At 47.5% G+C, this 18,525-nt stretch carries 21 protein-coding genes and 1 pseudogene; 17 read left to right on the top strand and 5 right to left on the bottom strand.

Going from position 1 to position 18,525, the window contains the following annotated elements:
- Positions 1-121: 121 nt before the first annotated feature.
- The 9 genes from cvpA (at position 122) to hisP (ending at position 7,081) form a co-directional block, all read left to right on the top strand.
- Positions 122-637, top strand: a complete 516-nt coding sequence (gene cvpA / locus AB3Y96_RS14955; protein WP_367299577.1) for a colicin V production protein — start codon at positions 122-124, stop codon at positions 635-637.
- 21 nt (positions 638-658) lie between these two features.
- On the top strand, positions 659-2,176 hold the full coding sequence (purF, locus tag AB3Y96_RS14950) for an amidophosphoribosyltransferase (protein ID WP_367299576.1): 1,518 nt from the start codon (positions 659-661) through the stop codon (positions 2,174-2,176).
- 232 nt (positions 2,177-2,408) lie between these two features.
- On the top strand, positions 2,409-2,714 hold the full coding sequence (locus tag AB3Y96_RS14945) for a type II toxin-antitoxin system HigB family toxin (protein ID WP_072308476.1): 306 nt from the start codon (positions 2,409-2,411) through the stop codon (positions 2,712-2,714).
- A complete protein-coding gene (locus AB3Y96_RS14940) occupies positions 2,715-3,095 on the top strand; it encodes a type II toxin-antitoxin system HigA family antitoxin (protein ID WP_072308451.1) in 381 nt (126 codons plus the stop codon).
- Positions 3,092-3,667, top strand: coding sequence for a UbiX family flavin prenyltransferase (locus AB3Y96_RS14935; protein WP_367299575.1), 576 nt, complete (start codon positions 3,092-3,094; stop codon positions 3,665-3,667). The genes AB3Y96_RS14940 and AB3Y96_RS14935 overlap by 4 nt, the downstream gene beginning before the upstream one ends.
- A 370-nt stretch (positions 3,668-4,037) precedes the next feature.
- Entirely contained in the window at positions 4,038-4,820 is a 783-nt protein-coding gene (gene hisJ, locus AB3Y96_RS14930; RefSeq protein WP_072308453.1) for a histidine ABC transporter substrate-binding protein HisJ, read from the top strand.
- Positions 4,821-4,897: 77 nt separating this feature from the next.
- Positions 4,898-5,584, top strand: a complete 687-nt coding sequence (gene hisQ, locus AB3Y96_RS14925) for a histidine ABC transporter permease HisQ (RefSeq protein ID WP_072308454.1) — start codon at positions 4,898-4,900, stop codon at positions 5,582-5,584.
- Positions 5,581-6,297: an ABC transporter permease gene (locus AB3Y96_RS14920; RefSeq protein WP_367299574.1), complete on the top strand. Its 717-nt coding sequence runs from the start codon at positions 5,581-5,583 to the stop codon at positions 6,295-6,297. Before hisQ ends, AB3Y96_RS14920 begins: the two co-directional genes overlap by 4 nt.
- A gap of 10 nt (positions 6,298-6,307) precedes the next feature.
- Entirely contained in the window at positions 6,308-7,081 is a 774-nt protein-coding gene (hisP, locus tag AB3Y96_RS14915; protein WP_367299573.1) for a histidine ABC transporter ATP-binding protein HisP, read from the top strand.
- 706 nt (positions 7,082-7,787) lie between these two features.
- On the opposite strand, the gene AB3Y96_RS14910 is transcribed toward hisP, so the two are convergent.
- From AB3Y96_RS14910 to yfcG, 3 genes are all read right to left on the bottom strand, one after another.
- Positions 7,788-8,693 carry a TIGR01777 family oxidoreductase gene (locus tag AB3Y96_RS14910; protein WP_367299572.1) on the bottom strand — a complete coding sequence of 302 codons (906 nt, stop codon included), beginning with the start codon at positions 8,691-8,693 and terminating at the stop codon, positions 7,788-7,790.
- A 70-nt stretch (positions 8,694-8,763) separates the two neighbouring features.
- A complete protein-coding gene (gene folX / locus AB3Y96_RS14905) occupies positions 8,764-9,141 on the bottom strand; it encodes a dihydroneopterin triphosphate 2'-epimerase (RefSeq protein WP_072308458.1) in 378 nt (125 codons plus the stop codon).
- A 99-nt stretch (positions 9,142-9,240) separates the two neighbouring features.
- Entirely contained in the window at positions 9,241-9,867 is a 627-nt protein-coding gene (gene yfcG, locus AB3Y96_RS14900; protein WP_367299571.1) for a GSH-dependent disulfide bond oxidoreductase, read from the bottom strand.
- Between the two features lie 211 nt (positions 9,868-10,078).
- On the opposite strand from yfcG, the pseudogene yfcF reads away from it, so the two are divergent.
- The 3 genes and pseudogenes from yfcF to yfcD all read left to right on the top strand — a co-directional run bounded on the left by yfcF (position 10,079) and on the right by yfcD (position 12,166).
- Positions 10,079-10,723: pseudogene (gene yfcF / locus AB3Y96_RS14895) on the top strand (glutathione transferase).
- Between the two features lie 154 nt (positions 10,724-10,877).
- Complete coding sequence (gene yfcE, locus AB3Y96_RS14890) at positions 10,878-11,426, top strand: phosphodiesterase (protein ID WP_072308461.1); 549 nt, start codon at positions 10,878-10,880, stop codon at positions 11,424-11,426.
- 122 nt (positions 11,427-11,548) lie between these two features.
- Entirely contained in the window at positions 11,549-12,166 is a 618-nt protein-coding gene (gene yfcD, locus AB3Y96_RS14885; protein ID WP_072308462.1) for an NUDIX hydrolase YfcD, read from the top strand.
- Positions 12,167-12,185: 19 nt separating this feature from the next.
- Here the strand turns inward: yfcD and AB3Y96_RS14880 are convergent, their stop codons facing one another.
- On the bottom strand, positions 12,186-13,205 hold the full coding sequence (locus AB3Y96_RS14880; protein WP_072308463.1) for a LacI family DNA-binding transcriptional regulator: 1,020 nt from the start codon (positions 13,203-13,205) through the stop codon (positions 12,186-12,188).
- Between the two features lie 308 nt (positions 13,206-13,513).
- On the opposite strand from AB3Y96_RS14880, the gene AB3Y96_RS14875 reads away from it, so the two are divergent.
- The 5 genes from AB3Y96_RS14875 to AB3Y96_RS14855 all read left to right on the top strand — a co-directional run bounded on the left by AB3Y96_RS14875 (position 13,514) and on the right by AB3Y96_RS14855 (position 17,539).
- Entirely contained in the window at positions 13,514-13,957 is a 444-nt protein-coding gene (locus AB3Y96_RS14875; RefSeq protein WP_072308464.1) for a PTS sugar transporter subunit IIA, read from the top strand.
- 84 nt (positions 13,958-14,041) lie between these two features.
- Positions 14,042-14,311 (top strand): PTS sugar transporter subunit IIB, encoded by a 270-nt coding sequence (locus AB3Y96_RS14870; protein ID WP_072308465.1) that lies wholly within the window; start codon positions 14,042-14,044, stop codon positions 14,309-14,311.
- Positions 14,312-14,351: 40 nt separating this feature from the next.
- Positions 14,352-15,737 (top strand): PTS ascorbate transporter subunit IIC, encoded by a 1,386-nt coding sequence (locus tag AB3Y96_RS14865; RefSeq protein ID WP_072308466.1) that lies wholly within the window; start codon positions 14,352-14,354, stop codon positions 15,735-15,737.
- Between the two features lie 9 nt (positions 15,738-15,746).
- Positions 15,747-16,577 (top strand): transketolase, encoded by an 831-nt coding sequence (locus AB3Y96_RS14860; protein WP_367299570.1) that lies wholly within the window; start codon positions 15,747-15,749, stop codon positions 16,575-16,577.
- Entirely contained in the window at positions 16,574-17,539 is a 966-nt protein-coding gene (locus AB3Y96_RS14855) for a transketolase family protein (RefSeq protein ID WP_367299569.1), read from the top strand. The genes AB3Y96_RS14860 and AB3Y96_RS14855 overlap by 4 nt, the downstream gene beginning before the upstream one ends.
- A 71-nt stretch (positions 17,540-17,610) precedes the next feature.
- Here the strand turns inward: AB3Y96_RS14855 and AB3Y96_RS14850 are convergent, their stop codons facing one another.
- A complete protein-coding gene (locus AB3Y96_RS14850; RefSeq protein ID WP_367299568.1) occupies positions 17,611-18,453 on the bottom strand; it encodes a hypothetical protein in 843 nt (280 codons plus the stop codon).
- Positions 18,454-18,525 lie beyond the last annotated feature (72 nt).

The following is an 18,525-nucleotide window of genomic DNA, read 5'->3' as shown; positions in this document are numbered from 1 at the left end:
CAAATTTTTATGAGAATAAAATTTGCGAACAGGAAGGGAAATCCTCTACGCAAACGTTTTCTTTTTCTGTTAGAATTCGCCGCGAACTGGATGCCGAGGCAATTCTTGAATTGGAATAGTCATGGTTTGGATTGATTGGGTCATTATTGGCATCATCGGATTTTCGGCGTTAGTGAGCCTAATCCGAGGGTTTGTGCGAGAAGCGTTGTCACTGGTTACGTGGGGGGCAGCATTCTTTGTCGCCAGCCATTTCTACACCTATCTCGCTGTCTACTTCACTCGTTTCGAAGATGCGCTGGTGCGCAACGGCATTGCGATTGCGATCTTATTTGTTGCAACGTTGATTGTCGGCGCCATTGTTAACTATGTGGTTGGTTCGCTGGTAGAGCGAACCGGATTGAGCGGAACCGACCGCGTGCTGGGCATCTGTTTTGGTGCGCTGCGTGGGGTGCTGATTGTTTCAGCGATTCTGTTCTTTTTGGATACCTTTACCTCGATGGCGCAAAGTGCGGACTGGAAACAGTCACAGCTCATCCCGCAGTTCAGTTACATCATCAGGTGGTTCTTTGACTACCTGCAGAGCACGTCGAGTTTCATACCGGAGCATTTGCCTTCTATTCCGCTCCCGCTCCGGTAACGCTGATGAGGAAATGACAACATGTGCGGTATTGTCGGTATCGCCGGTTTTACACCGGTAAACCAGTCGATTTATGATGCGTTAACGGTGCTTCAACACCGTGGGCAAGATGCCGCAGGCATCGTCACTATTGATGCCAATAATGGCTTCCGTTTGCGTAAGGCGAACGGTTTGGTGAAAGATGTGTTTGAAGCACGGCATATGTTACGCCTGCAAGGCAATATGGGTATCGGCCACGTGCGTTACCCAACGGCAGGCAGTTCTAGCGCATCCGAGGCGCAGCCGTTTTATGTCAACTCCCCATTCGGTATTACTTTGGCGCACAATGGTAATCTGACCAATGCGCACGAGCTTAAGCAGAAACTGTTTGAGCGTGCGCGTCGCCACGTCAATACCACGTCTGATTCTGAAATTCTGCTGAATATCTTTGCTCACGAGCTGGATCGTTTTGACCACTATCCGCTGGAGTCTGATAACGTGTTTGCTGCCGTGGCGGCAACGCACCAGCAGATCCGCGGCGCTTACGCCTGCGTGCTGATGATCATTGGCCACGGCATGGTCGCTTTCCGCGATCCAAACGGCATTCGCCCCTTGGTGATTGGTAAGCGTGATTTAGAAGATGGCCGTGTTGAGTACATGGTGGCTTCTGAGAGCGTGGCCTTGGATACCTTGGGCTTTGAGTTCATCCGTGACGTTGCACCGGGTGAAGCGATTTATGTCACTGAAAAAGGGCAGCTGTTTACCCGCCAGTGTGCAGATAATCCGAAGAGTAATCCTTGCCTGTTTGAGTATGTGTACTTTGCTCGCCCAGACTCCTTTATCGACAAAATTTCCGTTTACAGCGCTCGTGTGCGCATGGGGCAGAAATTAGGCGCGAAAATCGCCCGTGAGTGGGAAGATCTGGATATCGACGTCGTTATTCCAATCCCTGAAACGTCGTGTGATATCGCGTTGGAGATTGCACGTATTCTGGAAAAACCGTACCGCCAAGGGTTTGTCAAAAACCGCTACGTGGGACGCACGTTTATCATGCCGGGTCAGCAGGAACGCCGCAAATCAGTGCGTCGTAAATTGAATGCGAACCGCGCAGAGTTCCGTGATAAAAACGTGCTTCTGGTTGATGATTCGATCGTGCGCGGCACCACATCACAGCAAATTATGGAAATGGCGCGTGATGCAGGCGCAAAGAAAGTTTATTTAGCCTCTGCGGCACCTGAAATTCGTTTCCCTAACGTGTATGGCATTGATATGCCAAATGCGAATGAGCTGATCGCACATGGCCGCGAAGTGAATGAAATTGCCAAAATCATCGGTGCCGATGGTTTGATTTTCCAAGATCTCGACGATCTGATCGAAGCGGTACGTGAAGAAAACCCAGATATCGAACAGTTTGAATGCTCAGTATTTAACGGGATTTACGTGACGAAAGATGTGGATCAGGGCTATCTGGATTACCTGCAGTCCCTGCGCAGCGACGACGCAAAAGCGATTCGCGGTCAGGAAGAAGCAGAGAATCTTGAGATGCATAACGAAGGGTAATTGCTACTGTAAGCAGAGTTAGGGTTTTGCATCCGATTCTTAGTTGCTGCTCGCATTTACTTGCATTGACAGCGCGATAGCTGGCTCATAAATTAGAAATACACTAATACCCCGCATGAAGAAATTTACGTTGAAGTAGATTTTCATCATGCGGGCTTTTTTTTTGCCTTGTCATAGTCCCAATATGGGATATAGTTCACTTGTCCTAAAATGGGACATCATGGATGTTATAATGCGGATAATCGCAATTGGGTGTTTGAAATCGTTTTGGGAACGGTATCCTGAGGTCGAGCAGCCGTTAAGGTCATGGATTGATGAGGTAAAAAACTCTGAATGGACAATGCCAAGTGATATTAAGCGCCTCTATTCGACGGCCAGCGTACTGAAAGGTCGCCGAGTTGTTTTCAATATCAAAGGGAATGAATATCGTTTAGTCGTTGCTATTGCCTATCAGTACCAGTCAATTTATATCAAATTTATCGGCACACATCGGCAATATGATGCAGTTGATGCTAACAGTGTAGAAATGGAGTGGTAGATGAATATTCGCCCCATCCGTAATGAACAAGATTACAAAGCTGCGTTGAAAGAGGTATCGCCCCTTTTTGATAATCCTCCAAAACCGAACACGCCTGAAGGGGATAGTTTTGACGTTATGCTTACTCTGATAGAAGCATATGAGTCTAAACATTTTCCAGTTGATCTTCCCGATCCTGTTGAAGCAATCAAGTTTCGCATGGAGCAATCTGGTTTGACAGTTCGCGATCTGACTGCGGCGATTGGCAACCCAAATCGAGTGTACGAAGTATTAAATCGTAAACGTAATTTAACGTTACCGATGATCCGACGGTTACACACGCTGTTTGGCATTCCTGCCGAATGCCTGATTAAATCTGCAAAAGTAGGCCAACACTCATGAAACGTTTAATTATCGGTATCTCTGGTGCCAGTGGTGCAATCTACGGTGTACGTTTACTGGAAGTGCTGCAGGGTGTGCCTGATATCGAAACTCACCTCATCATGAGTAATGCCGCTCGTCAGACGTTGGCATTGGAAACCGACCTGCAGCTGCGGGACGTACAGAATTTAGCCGATGTAGTGCACGATTCGCGTGATATTGCCGCCAGCATTTCATCGGGATCGTTCAAAACGGCGGGTATGGTTATTCTGCCTTGTTCAATGAAAACGCTGTCGGGTATTGTTCATAGCTATACGGACAATCTGCTAACCCGTGCAGCCGACGTAGTGTTGAAAGAACATCGTCGTTTAGTGCTTTGTGTGCGAGAGACGCCATTGCATCTGGGGCATTTGAGAATGATGACGACCGCAGCCGAATTAGGCGCGATTGTTATGCCACCGGTCCCCGCGTTCTATCATCGCCCGCAAACGCTGCAAGACATTATCGATCAAACCGTTAATCGCGTTATCGATCAGTTCGATATTGAAATGCCTGAAGATCTGTTTACCCGCTGGGGCGGTGGACATAAATAGTAGTAACACCCGTGCAACATTAGTGCATTTTTGCAACATTGATCACCTTTGGTGCATAAAGTCTGTTTTTCCCCCTCTTGAACCTGTCGTTTTGCTATTGCTGCTCTATCTTTGCTAAAGCGAGGCAGAGTAGCCCATTTCTCTGAAGCCTGTTATACCGCGTAGTTCTGCATATTCTCAGCGCCGTTTGTGCAGAACGTTTCGTCGCGGAATACGGGATGGCATGAAACCTGCTAAAGATTTCAATGCACGCCTCGCTTGCAAACCTATAACAATTTTAAGTCTAACCATTGAGTTCGACACGCTGCATCACGGTGATGCAGTCAACACAAAACATCACGACCATAAACCGTTTTCTTGAGGGTAGAGTATGAAGAAGCACGTCCTAGCGGTATCTCTGTTTTTGGCGATGGTAGGTTCTTCCAGCGTGTTTGCTGCGGTTCCCGATCACATCCGTGTGGGTACCGATCCAACCTATGCGCCGTTTTCCTCTAAAAATCCGCAAGGCCAGCTGGTTGGGTTTGATATTGATTTGGCTAAAGAGCTGTGCAAACGAATCAATACCCAATGCACTTTCGTGGAGAGCGATTTTGACGCGCTGATCCCTTCACTGAAAGCCAAAAAAATCGACACCATCATTTCGTCCCTGTCGATTACCGAAAAGCGCCAGAAAGAAATCGCCTTCACTGAAAAACTCTACGCGGCAGATTCTCGCCTCGTAGCAGCTAAAGGCTCGCCGATTCAGCCAACGTTGGACTCTCTTAAAGGTAAGCACGTAGGCGTATTGCAAGGCTCGACGCAGGAAACCTATGCCAACCAGCATTGGCGTCCGCAGGGCGTTGATGTGGTGCCTTATCAAAATCAGGATTTAATTTACGCTGATTTGGCCGCAGGCCGAATTGATGCCGCGTTTCAGGATGAAGTTGCTGCGAGCGAAGGTTTCCTGAAACAGCCAGTCGGTAAGGATTATGCGTTTGCCGGACCGTCGGTAAAAGATAACGCCATTTTTGGCGTGGGTACCGGAATGGGTCTGCGTAAAGATGAAACTGAACTGAAAGTTGCCTTGGATAAAGCGTTTGATTCAATGCGTAAAGATGGCACCTACGATAAGTTCGCCAAAAAGTATTTTGATTTTAACGTTTACGGCGGTTAATCCGAGGTCAGGCACCCACCGCTTTGAGGCGGGTGCCTGTGGGTTAAGTGGTACGCTATGAAATGGCAGGTTGAATAATGCTACAAGGCTACTCCCAACTTATTCTTAATGGTGCCCTCGTTACGCTGGAACTGGCCGTGAGCTCGGTGCTGCTTGCCGTTGCGATCGGTTTAATTGGGGCCGCCGCCAAGCTCTCTCGTTCATCCGTCCTTGCGACGATCTTTGAAGGTTACACCACGCTGATCCGCGGCGTTCCCGATCTGGTGTTAATGCTGCTGATCTTCTACGGCCTACAGATGATGTTAAACCAGCTGACTGATTTATTGGGCTGGTCGCAGTTTAATATCGATCCGCTGGTCGCTGGCGTGATCACGCTGGGTTTTATCTATGGTGCCTATTTTACCGAAACTTTTCGCGGCGCATTTATGGCGGTGCCAAAAGGTCAGATAGAAGCGGCTACGTCACTTGGTTTTTCCAGCAGCAAGATTTTTCGACGCATTTTGTTTCCCGCGATGATGCGGTATGCCCTGCCGGGGATTGGTAATAACTGGCAGGTGATCCTGAAAGCGACAGCGTTGGTTTCATTACTTGGCTTAGATGATTTGGTGAAAGCTACTCAGATTGCAGGTAAGGGGACTTGGCAGCCGTTTTACTTCGCCATTGTGGCTGGTGTTGTCTATCTGCTGTTTACCACGCTGTCGAATGGCGTGCTGTTGTTGCTTGAGAAGCGTTATTCAGCGGGCGTGAGAAGGGCCGAGCTATGAATGAGATTATTCATGAGTATTGGAAATCATTGCTCTGGACCGATGGTTTTCGTTTTACTGGGATCGCCATCACGCTGTGGTTGTTGATTGTCTCGGTGGTGATGGGGGGCGTGCTTGCCGTCTTGCTTTCTGTGGCGCGAGTCTCACCGAATCGCTGGATTTCAACGCCGGTTTGGTGTTTCACATGGGTGTTTCGTGGCACACCGCTGTATGTTCAGCTGTTGGTTTTTTATTCAGGTATGTACACGCTGGAGATTGTGAAAGGAACCGAAATGTTGAACGCGTTTTTCCGCAGCGGGCTTAACTGTACGCTGCTGGCATTAACCTTGAATACCTGTGCCTATACCACTGAAATCTTCGCCGGAGCGATACGTGCGGTACCTCATGGGGAAATCGAAGCTGCCAATGCTTATGGATTCTCGCGTTTTAAACTCTATCGCTGCATCATTTTGCCATCGGCATTACGCACGGCGTTACCCGCGTACAGCAATGAAGTGATTCTGATGTTGCATTCGACGGCGCTGGCGTTTACTGCCACGGTGCCGGACTTGCTGAAGGTGGCGCGGGATATTAACTCTGCAACCTATCAGCCATTTACCGCGTTCGGCATTGCCGCAGTGTTGTACCTGACCATTTCTTATGTGCTCATTCGGTTGTTTCGTAAAGCGGAAAAACGCTGGATGGCGCACGTAAATCCCTCGTTAACTCACTGAGCTGCCGTTTATGAACCCAATAAAACTTAACGTTACCGAATTGCATAAACGCTATGGCGATCATGAAGTGCTTAAGGGCGTGTCGCTGACCGCTCAGGCAGGCGATGTGATTAGCATTATCGGATCTTCCGGATCGGGGAAAAGCACGTTTTTACGCTGCATTAATTTTTTGGAAAAACCCAGCGAAGGATCGATTGCCATCAATGGTACTGATATCGGCTTAGTGAGAGATACGGACGGTCAATTAAAAGTGGGTGATAAAAAGCAGCTGCGATTGCTGCGTACACGTTTGACGATGGTATTCCAGCATTTCAATCTGTGGAGCCATATGACGGTGTTAGAAAACGTGATGGAAGCGCCGATTCAAGTGCTTGGTCTGAGTAAATCAGAGGCACGCGAGCGAGCTATCCGCTATCTGGAAAAAGTAGGGATTGATGAAAGAGCACGAGGTAAATACCCCATCAATCTTTCTGGTGGCCAGCAACAGCGCGTGTCCATCGCCCGTGCATTAGCGATGGAACCTGAGGTGCTGTTGTTTGATGAGCCGACGTCTGCGCTCGACCCGGAACTGGTTGGTGAGGTGTTGCGTATTATGCAAAAGCTGGCCGAAGAGGGGAAAACGATGGTGGTTGTGACGCATGAAATGGGCTTTGCCCGTAATGTCTCTAGCCACGTGATCTTTTTGCATCAGGGCGTGATTGAAGAACAGGGGCCACCAGAGTTGGTATTTGGCAGCCCGAAGAGTACGAGGTTGCAGCAGTTTTTGTCGGGGGCAATGAAGTAGGGGGAGTTTCAGTGATTTATATCACTCCAGTGTAATATTCCGCCCGCCAGCGTCCATGCTGGCGGCTCTAAAATGCATTTCATCTAACACAGAAAGGACAAAAGATAATTTTGTCTTTTAGATAGCTCAAGTCTAGGAAGTGAGGGCAGTGAAAGGTTTCGTACGCCTGTGAACATTTGCGTTTTTATGAAGCTGTTGGCGTAGGCGTCCGACGAAAGGTTGCTGGCGCGCAACCTCTCGACTCTCGCGCTTTTTACCGAGTTGTTTGGCCGACCGGTTTCGGAGCGCACGTCCTATGCGCCCTCAACCTGCCGCCAGCGTCCCTGCTGGCGGCTCTAAAATGCATTTCATCCAACAAGGGAAAGATAAAAGATAATTTAGTCTCTTTGTCTCTTTGTCTCTTTGTCTTTTTAATGGTTTAAGTCTTGGTAGTGAGAGCAGTGAAAACAGGATGTTTTCACGAGGGGAGGAGGCGCCAAGGATGGCGCATGCCGACCCGGCGCGGAGATGGCATCTCGGATAAAAGCGCGCGAGTTGAGAGCCCCCGCGCAACGGGGCTCTCATCGGACGCCTACAACTCAGTTCATATATGAATGCCGTTATGGAAAGGCGGACGAAACCTTACACGAAGGTTACATACACACTTGGCAGACGAAACCTTACACGAATGCATCATAAGCAAAAGTGGTTGAAACCTTTCCCCTACTTAAAACTCCTTCCCCAACACATTTCTCAACGCATCTTCCAGTTCAAAATATCTGAACCCAAACCCAGCTTCTTCCAGCCTTTTGGGAATAGCTCGCTGTCCACTGAGGACCAGTACGCTGGCTTCACCCATGAGGGTTTTTATTGCAAACGCAGGGGTACGCACCACCGTAGGGCGGCCTAAAATCTCGCCTAGCGTGGCGATAAACTGTTCATTGTGAACGGGATAGGGCGAAGTCATGTTGAACGGACCGTTGAGCGTTGGACACTCCAACAAGTAGAGAATGGCGTTGACCATGTCATCAATGTGGATCCACGGCATATATTGCCGACCATTGCCCATTTCGCCACCTAAACCGAGGCGGAAAAGAGGAAGCATTTTACTTAATGCGCCACCCTCTGAGGCCAGAACGATTCCGGTGCGCATCAGGCAGACGCGCGTTTTGTCGCTGGAGGCCTGTAACGCAATGCCTTCCCAACGCGCGCAGAGATCGTGGGTAAACTCATGATGCGGGGTATCTTCTTCGGTGACTAACGCTTCACCTTGGTCGCCATAATATCCCACGGCCGAACCGGAAAGCAGCGATGAAGGCGGCGTGGCGCTGTTATGAATCAGTTCGACAAGGCGTTCGGTAATATCCCAGCGGCTATGGCAAAGACGCTGTTTCTGCTCTTCCGTCCAGCGTTTATCCGCGATAGGCTCACCGGCCAGATTAATCACGGCGTCGTAGCCATCCAGCGTTGAAAGCGCTTCCAAAGATGTTACGTAGTGAACGTTATCGCCGAGCTTTTCCCTCGCTTTCTGCGGATCGCGGGTTAAAACCGTGAGCTCGTGGTGCAGCGTCAGCAGACGTTGGCAAAGAGGTTTGCCGATAAGCCCCGTTCCGCCAGTGATAAAAATACGCATAAGCCTTCTCCAAGATCAGGGATATGTCTATCACCCTTGATATAACACGAGTTATTTAGGGTATATGTCGCTATTCATTAGCCTTGCGGTAACGCATGGTCATCGAGACAGAATCTGCATAGCGTAGGGCGTAAAGCTTATCGACCTCTACTTCAGCATAGGTGACCCAGTGGTGTTCACAAGCGATGTTGAGGACATCCTGAGTTAATTTTTCCAGCAGCGCGAAACGATGATCCTCAACGTGTGCAATGATACGTTTCGTTATCGTACGATAGTTGAGCGCATCGGCGATATTCTCGCTTTTCCGCGCCTGCTCTGCTGGGTAATGGATCACAACGTTGATAACAACGTCTTGTTTATTCTTGATTTCTTCTTCGTTTATCCCAATGAAAGTGCGCAGCCGCAGGTTTTTAATACGAATAATGGCATCAGGCTGTAAAAAGCTCATAGGGTGTCCTTATCAAATGCGATGTCGCATTCAGCATACAGGGAAAGCATTACGATGATAATAGAGAAGAAGTGGCCAGCATCAGCTGGCCTATATCGATTAGTCTTGCGGCAAACTGTAGGCTTTCTTCGTTGCAGGACGGGCTGAGATGCGTTCAAACCAGTTACGTACGGCAGGAAAATCCTCTAAATCGATGCGTTGGCGGGCATGTGGAACTACCCACGGATAAATCGCCATGTCCGCGATGCTGTATTCATCACCCGATACATAGGCATGCTTTTTCAACTGTTTGTCGAGAACGGTATAGAGGCGTTTAGTTTCAACCTGATATCGTTCAATTGCATAGGGAACGGGCTGTGGCGCGTAGTGATTGAAGTGGTGGTTTTGCCCCAGCATTGGGCCAAAGCCGCCGACTTGCCAGAATAACCATTGTAGCGTGGCCGCGCGTGAACGTAATTCTTGGCTCATGAAACGGCCCGTTTTCTCAGCGAGATAAAGCAGTATTTCACCTGATTCAAACAGGCTCAGCGGTGCGCCACCATCTACAGGCTGTCGGTCTACAATGGCTGGGATTTTGTTGTTAGGGGAGATGGCTAAAAACTCAGGTTTAAACTGATCGCCAGCGCCGATGTCGATGCGATGAATTTGATAGGCTAGGCCAGATTCTTCGAGGAAAAGAGTAATTTTATGGCCGTTTGGTGTCGGTGCGTAATACAGGTCGATCATGATGTCTCCCAGAAAAATCAAGCGGTAAGAGGAAGCTTATCTCTCTGACTATAGTCCAAAAGGCTCGGTGGTGAAAGCGGTGATGTTGCAAAAATGTATAATTCAGACAGAGTGAAATATCACCTGAACAGGGGTAACTTCAGCGCTGCAAAAATACACAAACGTGTAATACTGAGATTCCAATGACTGCCAAGTGTCGACAGGAGAGAAGATGAGCCAGCCGAAAATTACGCTGTATTCTGATAGCAACTTTTTCAGTCCGTATGTGATGTCTGTTTATGTGGCGTTAAAAGAAAAGGGAGTTAGATTTGAACTTGAGCCGGTTAATTTAGCTGAGAGTGAAAACTAGCAGGAGGCGTATGCCGAGCTCTCATTAACGCGCAGAGTGCCGACGCTGTTACATGAAAATTTCTCTCTTTCTGAGTCTTCGGCTATCACTGAATACCTTGATGAAGTTTTCGCTGCGCCTGACTTTGCTTCTCTTTATCCAAGAGATAAGCAAAAAAGAGCCAAGGCGCGCGAAATCCAAGCGTGGCTGCGCAGCGATTTAATGCCAATTCGACAAGAGCGCTCCACCGAAGTTATTTTTGCCGGGCTCAAACCGCCCGCGTTGAGCCTAGAAGGCGAATATGCGGCAGCCAAGCTAATTGCAGGGGTTGAGCGATTGTTGATTGAAGGACATCAGAACTTATTCGGAGAATGGTGCATTGCGGATACGGACTTAGCTTTAATGCTAAATCGTTTGGTGATGGCGGGGGATCCTGTGCCAGAACGTATCGCGGACTATGCGCATTTCCAATGGCAACGCGCATCAGTGTGCCAATGGCTGGCCTTATCGGCGGCAAAGCGGCGTTAAAAGCAGCAACTAATGAAGCAATCAGGTTAAAAGTAGGCAAACAATGCGTTGTATGCTGGCGGGCGATGATAGCCATCGTTACACTATGGCCATTCGCTACACTATGGGCATTTGTAACGCCATAGGGATTATTCTTATTTAACGAGAACCGTATATGAAGCTGATGTTTGCCTCTGATATCCATGGATCTCTCACCACGACCCAGCGCGTGCTTGAGTTGTTTGAACAAAGCGAAAGCCAGTGGCTGATTATTCTGGGAGATGTGCTCAATCACGGCCCACGAAATCCGCTACCTGAAGGCTATAACCCGCCGCAGGTTGCAGAGCAGCTAAATAAGTTTGCTGACAAGATCATCGCAGTTCGCGGCAATTGCGATAGTGAAGTCGATCAGATGCTGCTGAAATTCCCGATGATGGCGCCTTGGCAGCAAATTTTGCTCGATAATCAAAGATTGTTTTTAACCCATGGTCACCTTTATCATCCAGCGGAGTTACCACCATTAAGCCCAAAAGATGTGCTGGTCTACGGACACACGCATCTACCGGTGGCAGAACAACGCGGTGATATCTACTGCTTCAATCCAGGCTCTGTTAGCTTACCCAAAGGTGGGCATGTGCCTAGTTTTGGGATATTTGAAAACGGGGTCTTAAAAGTGTGCGCCCTGTACGGTACAGAGATACTGGCAGAAGTCGTAATCGACTGATTATTTATGGCATTTTCGGTAGGATCTGCTTTCACCGCTGTAGCGTCTACAGATGTGAACCATAAAGCAGGTGCGATGAACAAACCGCGTACAGCAGTACGCTAAGAAAAAGGTTTCAGAGGATGGTGGAACAAACGCTTAACACCGAGTTGGAGTGGGTTGATATTGTTGATGAAAACAATGATGTCATCGCGCAATCAACTCGCGCGCAGATGCGCGCGCAATGTCTGCGTCACCGTGCAACCTATATTGTGGTTCACAATGGAATGGGGCAGATCCTGGTTCAGAAACGCACTGATAACAAAGATTTTTACCCTGGATGGCTCGATGCTACCGCCGGCGGCGTGGTGCAAAGTGGTGAAAATATGTTGGAGTCAGCGCGCCGAGAAGCAGAAGAGGAGCTTGGCATTGCAGGCGTTCCCTTTGCCGATCACGGTATGTTCTATTTTGAACAAGACAACTGCCGCGTATGGGGTGGGCTGTTTAGCTGTGTTTCTCACGGCCCGTTTGCGCTACAGGAAGAAGAGGTTGAGTCGGTTCGCTGGATGACCCCAGAGGAAATCACTGCGGAGTGCGATAGCTTTACCCCTGATTCACTGAAGGCTCTCTCTTTGTGGATGACGCGTAATAGCGATAAACACTACCAGCCGATGTGTATCCAAAAAACCACATCATCGGCGAAAGCGCCTAGCGAATCTGAAGCGGAAAACGGTGTGCCGCAGAACGAAAGCGAAGAGTAACGATTCCAGTACTGTCAGCTTAGCAACTGCTCCGTTTGCATAACACTGAGCTGACAGGAATAGTGACTCTGGTTGCTTGCTGATTCAGGCGCGCCAATAGGGCGTTGGCGGCCTGAATACCAATCTCTTTAAAAGGTACGGCGGTTGTGGTTAACGGCGGCTGACATACCTGACTCACATCCCGATTACCGAAACCCACAACGGCTAGCTGGCTTGGTATACGGATATGCCGTCTTTGGCATTCATACAATACTCCGCAGGCTAATTCGTCAGACGCACAGATCAGCGCATCAATTTCTGGCCAAGCCAGAATAAATTCGGGTAACAGGTTTGCGCCGGTTGAGAAATTGGCGGGTTCAGCAGCGTTAATAACCCGATGCGGTGAGAAATGGCTACGCAACAGCGCCTGATGCCAGCCATGAAGGTGCTGCTGAAATACCCACGGCTCTTGATTCGCACAGAGTAAGCCAATGTTTTCATATCCTCGCTCGATGACATAGCGTGTCAGATTAAACATCGCGTCGGCATAATCTATCCCAATATTGATATCGATGGGATCTTCGCGCATGGCGCCGATTTCAACCACCGGAATTTCTGCATTTTTCAGCCATTGACGGGTGTTATCGCTTTGCTCGGTGCTAAGTAGCACCACCGCGGCAAGGCTGGCCGAAAGCAGGTTTTCTAGCATGTTGGCTTCGCGCTCTTCATCTCGTTGGGATTCTGAGAGTGTCAGTTGGAATCCTGCCGGTTGTAATACGCTTTGTAGCCCAGCCAGCATTTGAGCGCAGCCTGCTTCGGTAAACGAGGGAACCACTACCGAAATAGTGCGGCCAGCCCCAGACGCTAAAGCGCTGGCGGCAAGATTTGGCACATAGCCCAGTTCGCTAACGGCAGACTCAATTTTTTCTCTTAGCTTGTCCGATACCTGATCGGGCGTGCGTAGAGCACGTGATACGGTCATTGAACCAACACCAGCATGGCGGGCTACATCGGCCAGCGTGACTCTGCCGGTACTACGTCGTTTTTTAATAATGGACATGCTTGTTCCTAACGGAGCCTAGGCTGCAATGGCGCTATTTTAGCTAAAAAAAGAGATTAATCATAAAACTACTACAGGCTTTGGTAGCGATATTGCCATGTACTTAGCGTTATGAGATATGCGTCATCTCTGTTCATAGATTAAGCATCTATTTTTGATAGCGCTATCACAAATCTAACAGATAGCGTTTTTGGTAGCGCTATCTTTAAAGGTATCGTCTCTTTACACCACCCCATTTGCTGATAATCAATGGTCAAAATGGCCGGCAGTTAGGGTTATCAACAGAGGTCATCCGCTTAGGAGAGACAATGCTGAATACTTGGTTAACTGATGACACCATACAAATTCGCGAAAGTGTGGATACGTGGCAAGAGGCTGTGAGGCTCAGCGCCCAGCCGTTATTACAAAAAGGTATTATTACTCCCGATTATCTTGCCGCTATTTATCTGCAACATGAAAAGCTGGGTCCCTATTATGTTTTAGCTCCGGGTATTGCGATGCCGCATGCAAGGCCAGAAGAAGGTGCCAAGTCTTTAGGGCTTTCATTGCTGAGCGTGAAACAAGATGTTTTATTCTATTCCGCTGACAACGATCCGGTTAATTTAATTGTGATGCTCTCAGCGCCTGACAGCCACAGCCATATTGAATTGATTTCTCATCTGGCAGAGTTTTTCTCAGATGATGATGCGGTAAAAAAAATTCACAATGCCGCTACGCGAGAGGAGATTAAATCTATCATCGAGAAATTTTAAGAGCTATTTAAATCAATAACCCCATAAAAATAACAGGATTCCCTGTGGGATCTCTGTGTTTAAAAACTCACCGAGGATTGAATAATGAAGATTATGGCGATATGTGGTTCAGGTTTGGGCAGTAGTTTTATGGTGGAAATGAATATTAAAAAAGTGCTTAAGAAAATTGGCGTTGAGGCTGATGTTGAGCACTCCGACCTTTCATCGGCTATTCCCAGCGAAGCCGACTTGTTTGTAATGGCGAAGGATATTGCTGCCAGTGCCAGCATCCCAGATAACCAGCTAATTGTTATTACCAATATTATTGATATTAATGAACTTGAAAAAAAGCTACGGGCTTATTTCAATAAATAAAATAATCGACAACTTCTCTTAGATAATTAGCGAGGCGGATATGTTTATCCAAGAAACGCTGAAGTTCATCGTTGATATATTAAAAGTTCCTGCAGTTCTCGTCGGTATTATTGCTCTTGTTGGTTTATTGGCTCAGAAAAAATCTTTCAGCGATGTTGTGAAAGGAACCGTAAAAACTATTCTAGGTTTTATTGTTTTAGGCGGTGGTGCTGGAGTTCTTGTCAGTTCACTCAACCCATTGGGAGGTATGTTTGAGCATGCCTTTAATATTCAGGGCATCATTCCTAATAATGAAGCGATAGTCTCTATTGCATTAGAAAAATATGGTGCTGCGACTGCGCTAATCATGGCGTTCGGTATGGTTGCTAATATTGTGGTGGCACGCTTTACCAAGCTTAAGTACATATTCTTAACCGGACACCACACGTTTTATATGGCGTGCATGATCGGCATTATATTGACCGTCGCCGGATTTGAAGGTGTGCAATTAGTCTTTACGGGGGCATTAACGCTCGGTTTAGTTATGGCCTTTTTCCCTGCTTTGGCGCAGCGATATATGCGCAAAATTACCGGCAATGACGATATCGCTTTTGGCCATTTTGGCACATTAGGCTATATCCTTTCCGGCTGGATCGGTGGACGCGTGGGTAAAGGATCGCGCTCAACCGAAGAGATGAATCTGCCTAAAAACCTTAGCTTCTTACGCGACAGTTCCATCTCCATCTCTCTGACCATGATGGTGATTTACCTGATTATGGCGGTGAGTGCAGGCTCTGATTTCGTCGAAGCCACCTATAGCGCCGGCCAAAACTATTTGGTCTATTCCATCATTATGGCGATTACCTTTGCGGCTGGCGTATTCATTATTCTGCAAGGCGTTCGCTTAATTTTGGCTGAAATCGTTCCTGCATTTACAGGTTTTTCTGAGCGTTTAGTCCCCAATGCACGTCCTGCGCTTGATTGCCCCGTGGTTTATCCTTACGCCCCTAACGCAGTGTTGATTGGTTTCCTATTTAGTTTCCTTGGCGGGCTGGTGGGGTTGTTCCTCTTAGGCCAATTTAATCTGGTGCTGATTTTACCAGGCGTTGTTCCTCACTTCTTTACGGGGGCAACGGCAGGGGTCTTCGGCAATGCCACCGGTGGCCGCCGTGGTGCCATGATCGGCGCATTTGCTAATGGCCTGCTGATTACCTTCCTGCCGGTTCTATTGTTGCCAGTTCTAGGCGCGCTCGGTTTTGCCAATACCACGTTCTCGGACGCCGATTTTGGCGGCATTGGTATTGTGCTAGGCAACATGGCGCGCTTTATGAATAAAGACATGATTATGGCCGTCATTATCGCGATATTCGTAGCGCTGGTGGCACATAACTACTTCTTCTCACGCAAGAGCTCTCCATCCACCTCCGCTAATGGCGCCAATAAATAAGGGGTAACTATGCTTAACCTGAAAGAGGTTCAACGCTACGCAACAGAAATTCGCGTAGAAACCTTAAAAGCGTTAACGAATCTGGGCTTTGGTCACTACGGTGGCTCAATGTCGGTGGTTGAAACGTTGGCGGTATTGTATGGCGCAGTGATGAAGGTTGATCCTGCTCAGCCACAGTGGCCTGAGCGCGATAATTTTGTGCTGTCTAAAGGGCATGCAGGGCCCGCGTTATATAGTGCTTTGGCGTTAAAAGGCTATTTCCCTCGTGAAGAGTTAGCCACGCTAAACGAAAATGGAACCCATTTCCCCAGTCATCCCGACCGTTTGCTAACTCGTGGCGTTGATGCGACGACCGGCTCGTTAGGGCAGGGTGTTTCAATTGCGACAGGGATGGCGCTGGCACATCAGCTGGCAGGACGTAAAAACCGCGTATTCTGTATTTTGGGCGACGGCGAATTGAATGAAGGTCAGTGCTGGGAAGCTTTCCAGTTTATCGCCCACCATAATCTGAATAACCTGACGCTGTTTATTGACTACAACAAGCAGCAGCTGGATGGCACCTTAGATGAGGTCATCAAGCCATTCGATCTCAACGCGAAATTTAGCGCATTCGGCTTTGATGTGCTCAGCGTGAAAGGCGACGATATTGCCGCTATTTACGAGGCCATTGCTCCTGTTCGAAGCGGCGAACAGCGCCCGCAAGTGGTACTTCTCGACAGCATCAAAGGTCAGGGCGTTCCGTATATTGAGCAACTGCCCAATTCACATCACCTGCGCCTAACTGACGATATTAAAGCGGAAATGCAGCAAGCGATCGCAACACTGGAGGCAACGCTATGATCCATGAATTCCTGCCGTTACAGAAAGATAAAATGGAAATGCGCAAGGTTTATGCCCAGGCGATGCGCGATCAGTTCATCGCGAATACGCCGGTAATAGCGCTAGAAGCTGATTTGATGAGCTCTATGGCCATGGACAGCGTTCACCGCGATTTCCCCCATCAGGTTATTAACTGTGGAATTATGGAGGCCAACGTTATCGGTACTGCGGCAGGCCTCTCTTTAGCCGGACGCGTTCCGTTTGTGCATACTTTCACTGCTTTCGCTAGTCGCCGCTGTTTTGATCAGCTGTTTATGTCGGTTGATTATCAAAAAAATAATGTGAAGGTGATTGCATCGGATGCTGGCGTCAGCGCTTGCCATAACGGCGGAACTCATATGTCTTTTGAAGATATGGGGATTGTGCGTGGTCTTGCCCACTCCGTGGTGATGGAGATGACGGATGCCACGATGTTCCAAAACATTCTACGCCAACTGGTGGATTTAAAAGGTTTTCACTGGGTGAGAACCATCCGTAAGCAGGCATACACCATTTATCCTGACGGTACAGAATTCACCATTGGCAAAGGCAAGGTTTTACAAGATGGCAAAGATATCACGCTGATTGCCAATGGGATTATGGTGGCTGAAGCTCTGCAAGCGGCACAAGTGCTTGCTCAGCAAGGTTACAGCGCTGCGGTTATAGACATGTTTACGCTTAAGCCTATCGATAAAGATCTGATTATTGAATACGCTGCGAAAACAGGGCGAATCGTTACCTGTGAAAACCATAGCATTCATAACGGGCTTGGTTCAGCCGTGGCAGAAGTGCTGGTGGAAAACCATCCGGTGCCGATGCGACGCGTTGGAGTAAAAGAACGCTATGGGCAGGTGGGGACACAGGATTTCCTGATGCAAGAATATGAACTGACGGCGGAGGATATTGTGAAACAGGCGCTGGAGTTGCTTAAAAATAGCCGATAGTTTGCTTTGAAAGTATGATGTAAAAACAAATGCCATATATTATGGCATTTGTTTTTTAGGTGCAGGGCCTACTATGCTGCCGTGCCAATTTTGTCTTTATTTATTATCTGATTAACATCACTTTTAAGTTTCGATATATTTTCTTTAGTTATGATATCGACAATATCTTGATTGCTTAGCAATTTATTAACGTCATTGACGACCTCAGCATACTCTGAACCTTCACCTGTATTTTTCAATTCAAAGTGTGGGACGATCGATTTTCCTGGCGACAAGCGATAAAGGCTTATCATCGCAATATCATCAAAGATAATGACAGACATGGTATTAAACATGCTGTGAATGTAAATTTTGAAGTCATGATCTTTGTGTACCTCATAATCATGGAATATTTCATCAAAAATGTTAATCAGCTTGCGTTGATAATACTCAGAGTCGCTTTTCCCATTCTTTCTATTCAGCAAGTTTATAAATTCAGATCTAGGGTCAAGCAGTACTAGGTTGGTTTCCTTGCCAGGTATATTGAGTCTTTTCTTAAAAATAGCAGAGTTTGCGCTAATGAATGATTTACCATCATTCATCACTACGGTTAATTTTTTACTGTTAATGATTTTATCTTGATAAGTATCGAGCTCAAAGGAATCGGATATATTTTCAATACCCCGTTCTTTCATTTTTAAGTAGATAGGTATTTTTTTGCCGATGATCTCTTCAAAATATTTGTCGCCGCGGCTGACATAAATATATTCATATACGCACATAACAAGACCGGTGGCAAAGACGGAGATAGCGATAGTTTTAATTAACTCCTCTAATGGTAGCTTGGCAATGAATGCATAAGCAACTAGAGATATGAGTGAGATAAAAAGTAATACAAACAAGCGAATGTACTTCTGAATCCTTTGTGTAGTCATTAGACAATTTAACTCCATATTTATTAGCAATGTTAATCAATGCTAACAAAAAAATATGATAAAACTTTGAGC

It is taken from the genome of Hafnia alvei (genome assembly GCF_964063325.1).
Lineage (GTDB): Bacteria > Pseudomonadota > Gammaproteobacteria > Enterobacterales > Enterobacteriaceae > Hafnia > Hafnia alvei_B.
This window is presented reverse-complemented; position numbering and strand designations above follow the sequence as displayed.

Excerpts from the sequence above, each read along its gene's own strand:
- AB3Y96_RS14860 (WP_367299570.1), top strand. The coding sequence starts at position 15,747 with ATGCTTAACCTGAAAGAGGTTCAACGCTACGCAACAGAAATTCGCGTA.
- hisP (WP_367299573.1), top strand. The coding sequence starts at position 6,308 with ATGAACCCAATAAAACTTAACGTTACCGAATTGCATAAACGCTATGGC.
- AB3Y96_RS14870 (WP_072308465.1), top strand. The coding sequence starts at position 14,042 with ATGAAGATTATGGCGATATGTGGTTCAGGTTTGGGCAGTAGTTTTATG.
- AB3Y96_RS14920 (WP_367299574.1), top strand. The coding sequence starts at position 5,581 with ATGAATGAGATTATTCATGAGTATTGGAAATCATTGCTCTGGACCGAT.
- folX (WP_072308458.1), bottom strand. The coding sequence starts at position 9,141 with ATGAGCTTTTTACAGCCTGATGCCATTATTCGTATTAAAAACCTGCGG.
- AB3Y96_RS14945 (WP_072308476.1), top strand. The coding sequence starts at position 2,409 with ATGCGGATAATCGCAATTGGGTGTTTGAAATCGTTTTGGGAACGGTAT.
- yfcG (WP_367299571.1), bottom strand. The coding sequence starts at position 9,867 with ATGATCGACCTGTATTACGCACCGACACCAAACGGCCATAAAATTACT.
- AB3Y96_RS14935 (WP_367299575.1), top strand. The coding sequence starts at position 3,092 with ATGAAACGTTTAATTATCGGTATCTCTGGTGCCAGTGGTGCAATCTAC.
- AB3Y96_RS14850 (WP_367299568.1), bottom strand. The coding sequence starts at position 18,453 with ATGACTACACAAAGGATTCAGAAGTACATTCGCTTGTTTGTATTACTT.
- purF (WP_367299576.1), top strand. The coding sequence starts at position 659 with ATGTGCGGTATTGTCGGTATCGCCGGTTTTACACCGGTAAACCAGTCG.
- yfcD (WP_072308462.1), top strand. The coding sequence starts at position 11,549 with ATGGTGGAACAAACGCTTAACACCGAGTTGGAGTGGGTTGATATTGTT.
- cvpA (WP_367299577.1), top strand. The coding sequence starts at position 122 with ATGGTTTGGATTGATTGGGTCATTATTGGCATCATCGGATTTTCGGCG.
- hisQ (WP_072308454.1), top strand. The coding sequence starts at position 4,898 with ATGCTACAAGGCTACTCCCAACTTATTCTTAATGGTGCCCTCGTTACG.
- AB3Y96_RS14865 (WP_072308466.1), top strand. The coding sequence starts at position 14,352 with ATGTTTATCCAAGAAACGCTGAAGTTCATCGTTGATATATTAAAAGTT.
- AB3Y96_RS14940 (WP_072308451.1), top strand. The coding sequence starts at position 2,715 with ATGAATATTCGCCCCATCCGTAATGAACAAGATTACAAAGCTGCGTTG.
- AB3Y96_RS14875 (WP_072308464.1), top strand. The coding sequence starts at position 13,514 with ATGCTGAATACTTGGTTAACTGATGACACCATACAAATTCGCGAAAGT.
- AB3Y96_RS14910 (WP_367299572.1), bottom strand. The coding sequence starts at position 8,693 with ATGCGTATTTTTATCACTGGCGGAACGGGGCTTATCGGCAAACCTCTT.
- yfcE (WP_072308461.1), top strand. The coding sequence starts at position 10,878 with ATGAAGCTGATGTTTGCCTCTGATATCCATGGATCTCTCACCACGACC.
- hisJ (WP_072308453.1), top strand. The coding sequence starts at position 4,038 with ATGAAGAAGCACGTCCTAGCGGTATCTCTGTTTTTGGCGATGGTAGGT.
- AB3Y96_RS14880 (WP_072308463.1), bottom strand. The coding sequence starts at position 13,205 with ATGTCCATTATTAAAAAACGACGTAGTACCGGCAGAGTCACGCTGGCC.
- AB3Y96_RS14855 (WP_367299569.1), top strand. The coding sequence starts at position 16,574 with ATGATCCATGAATTCCTGCCGTTACAGAAAGATAAAATGGAAATGCGC.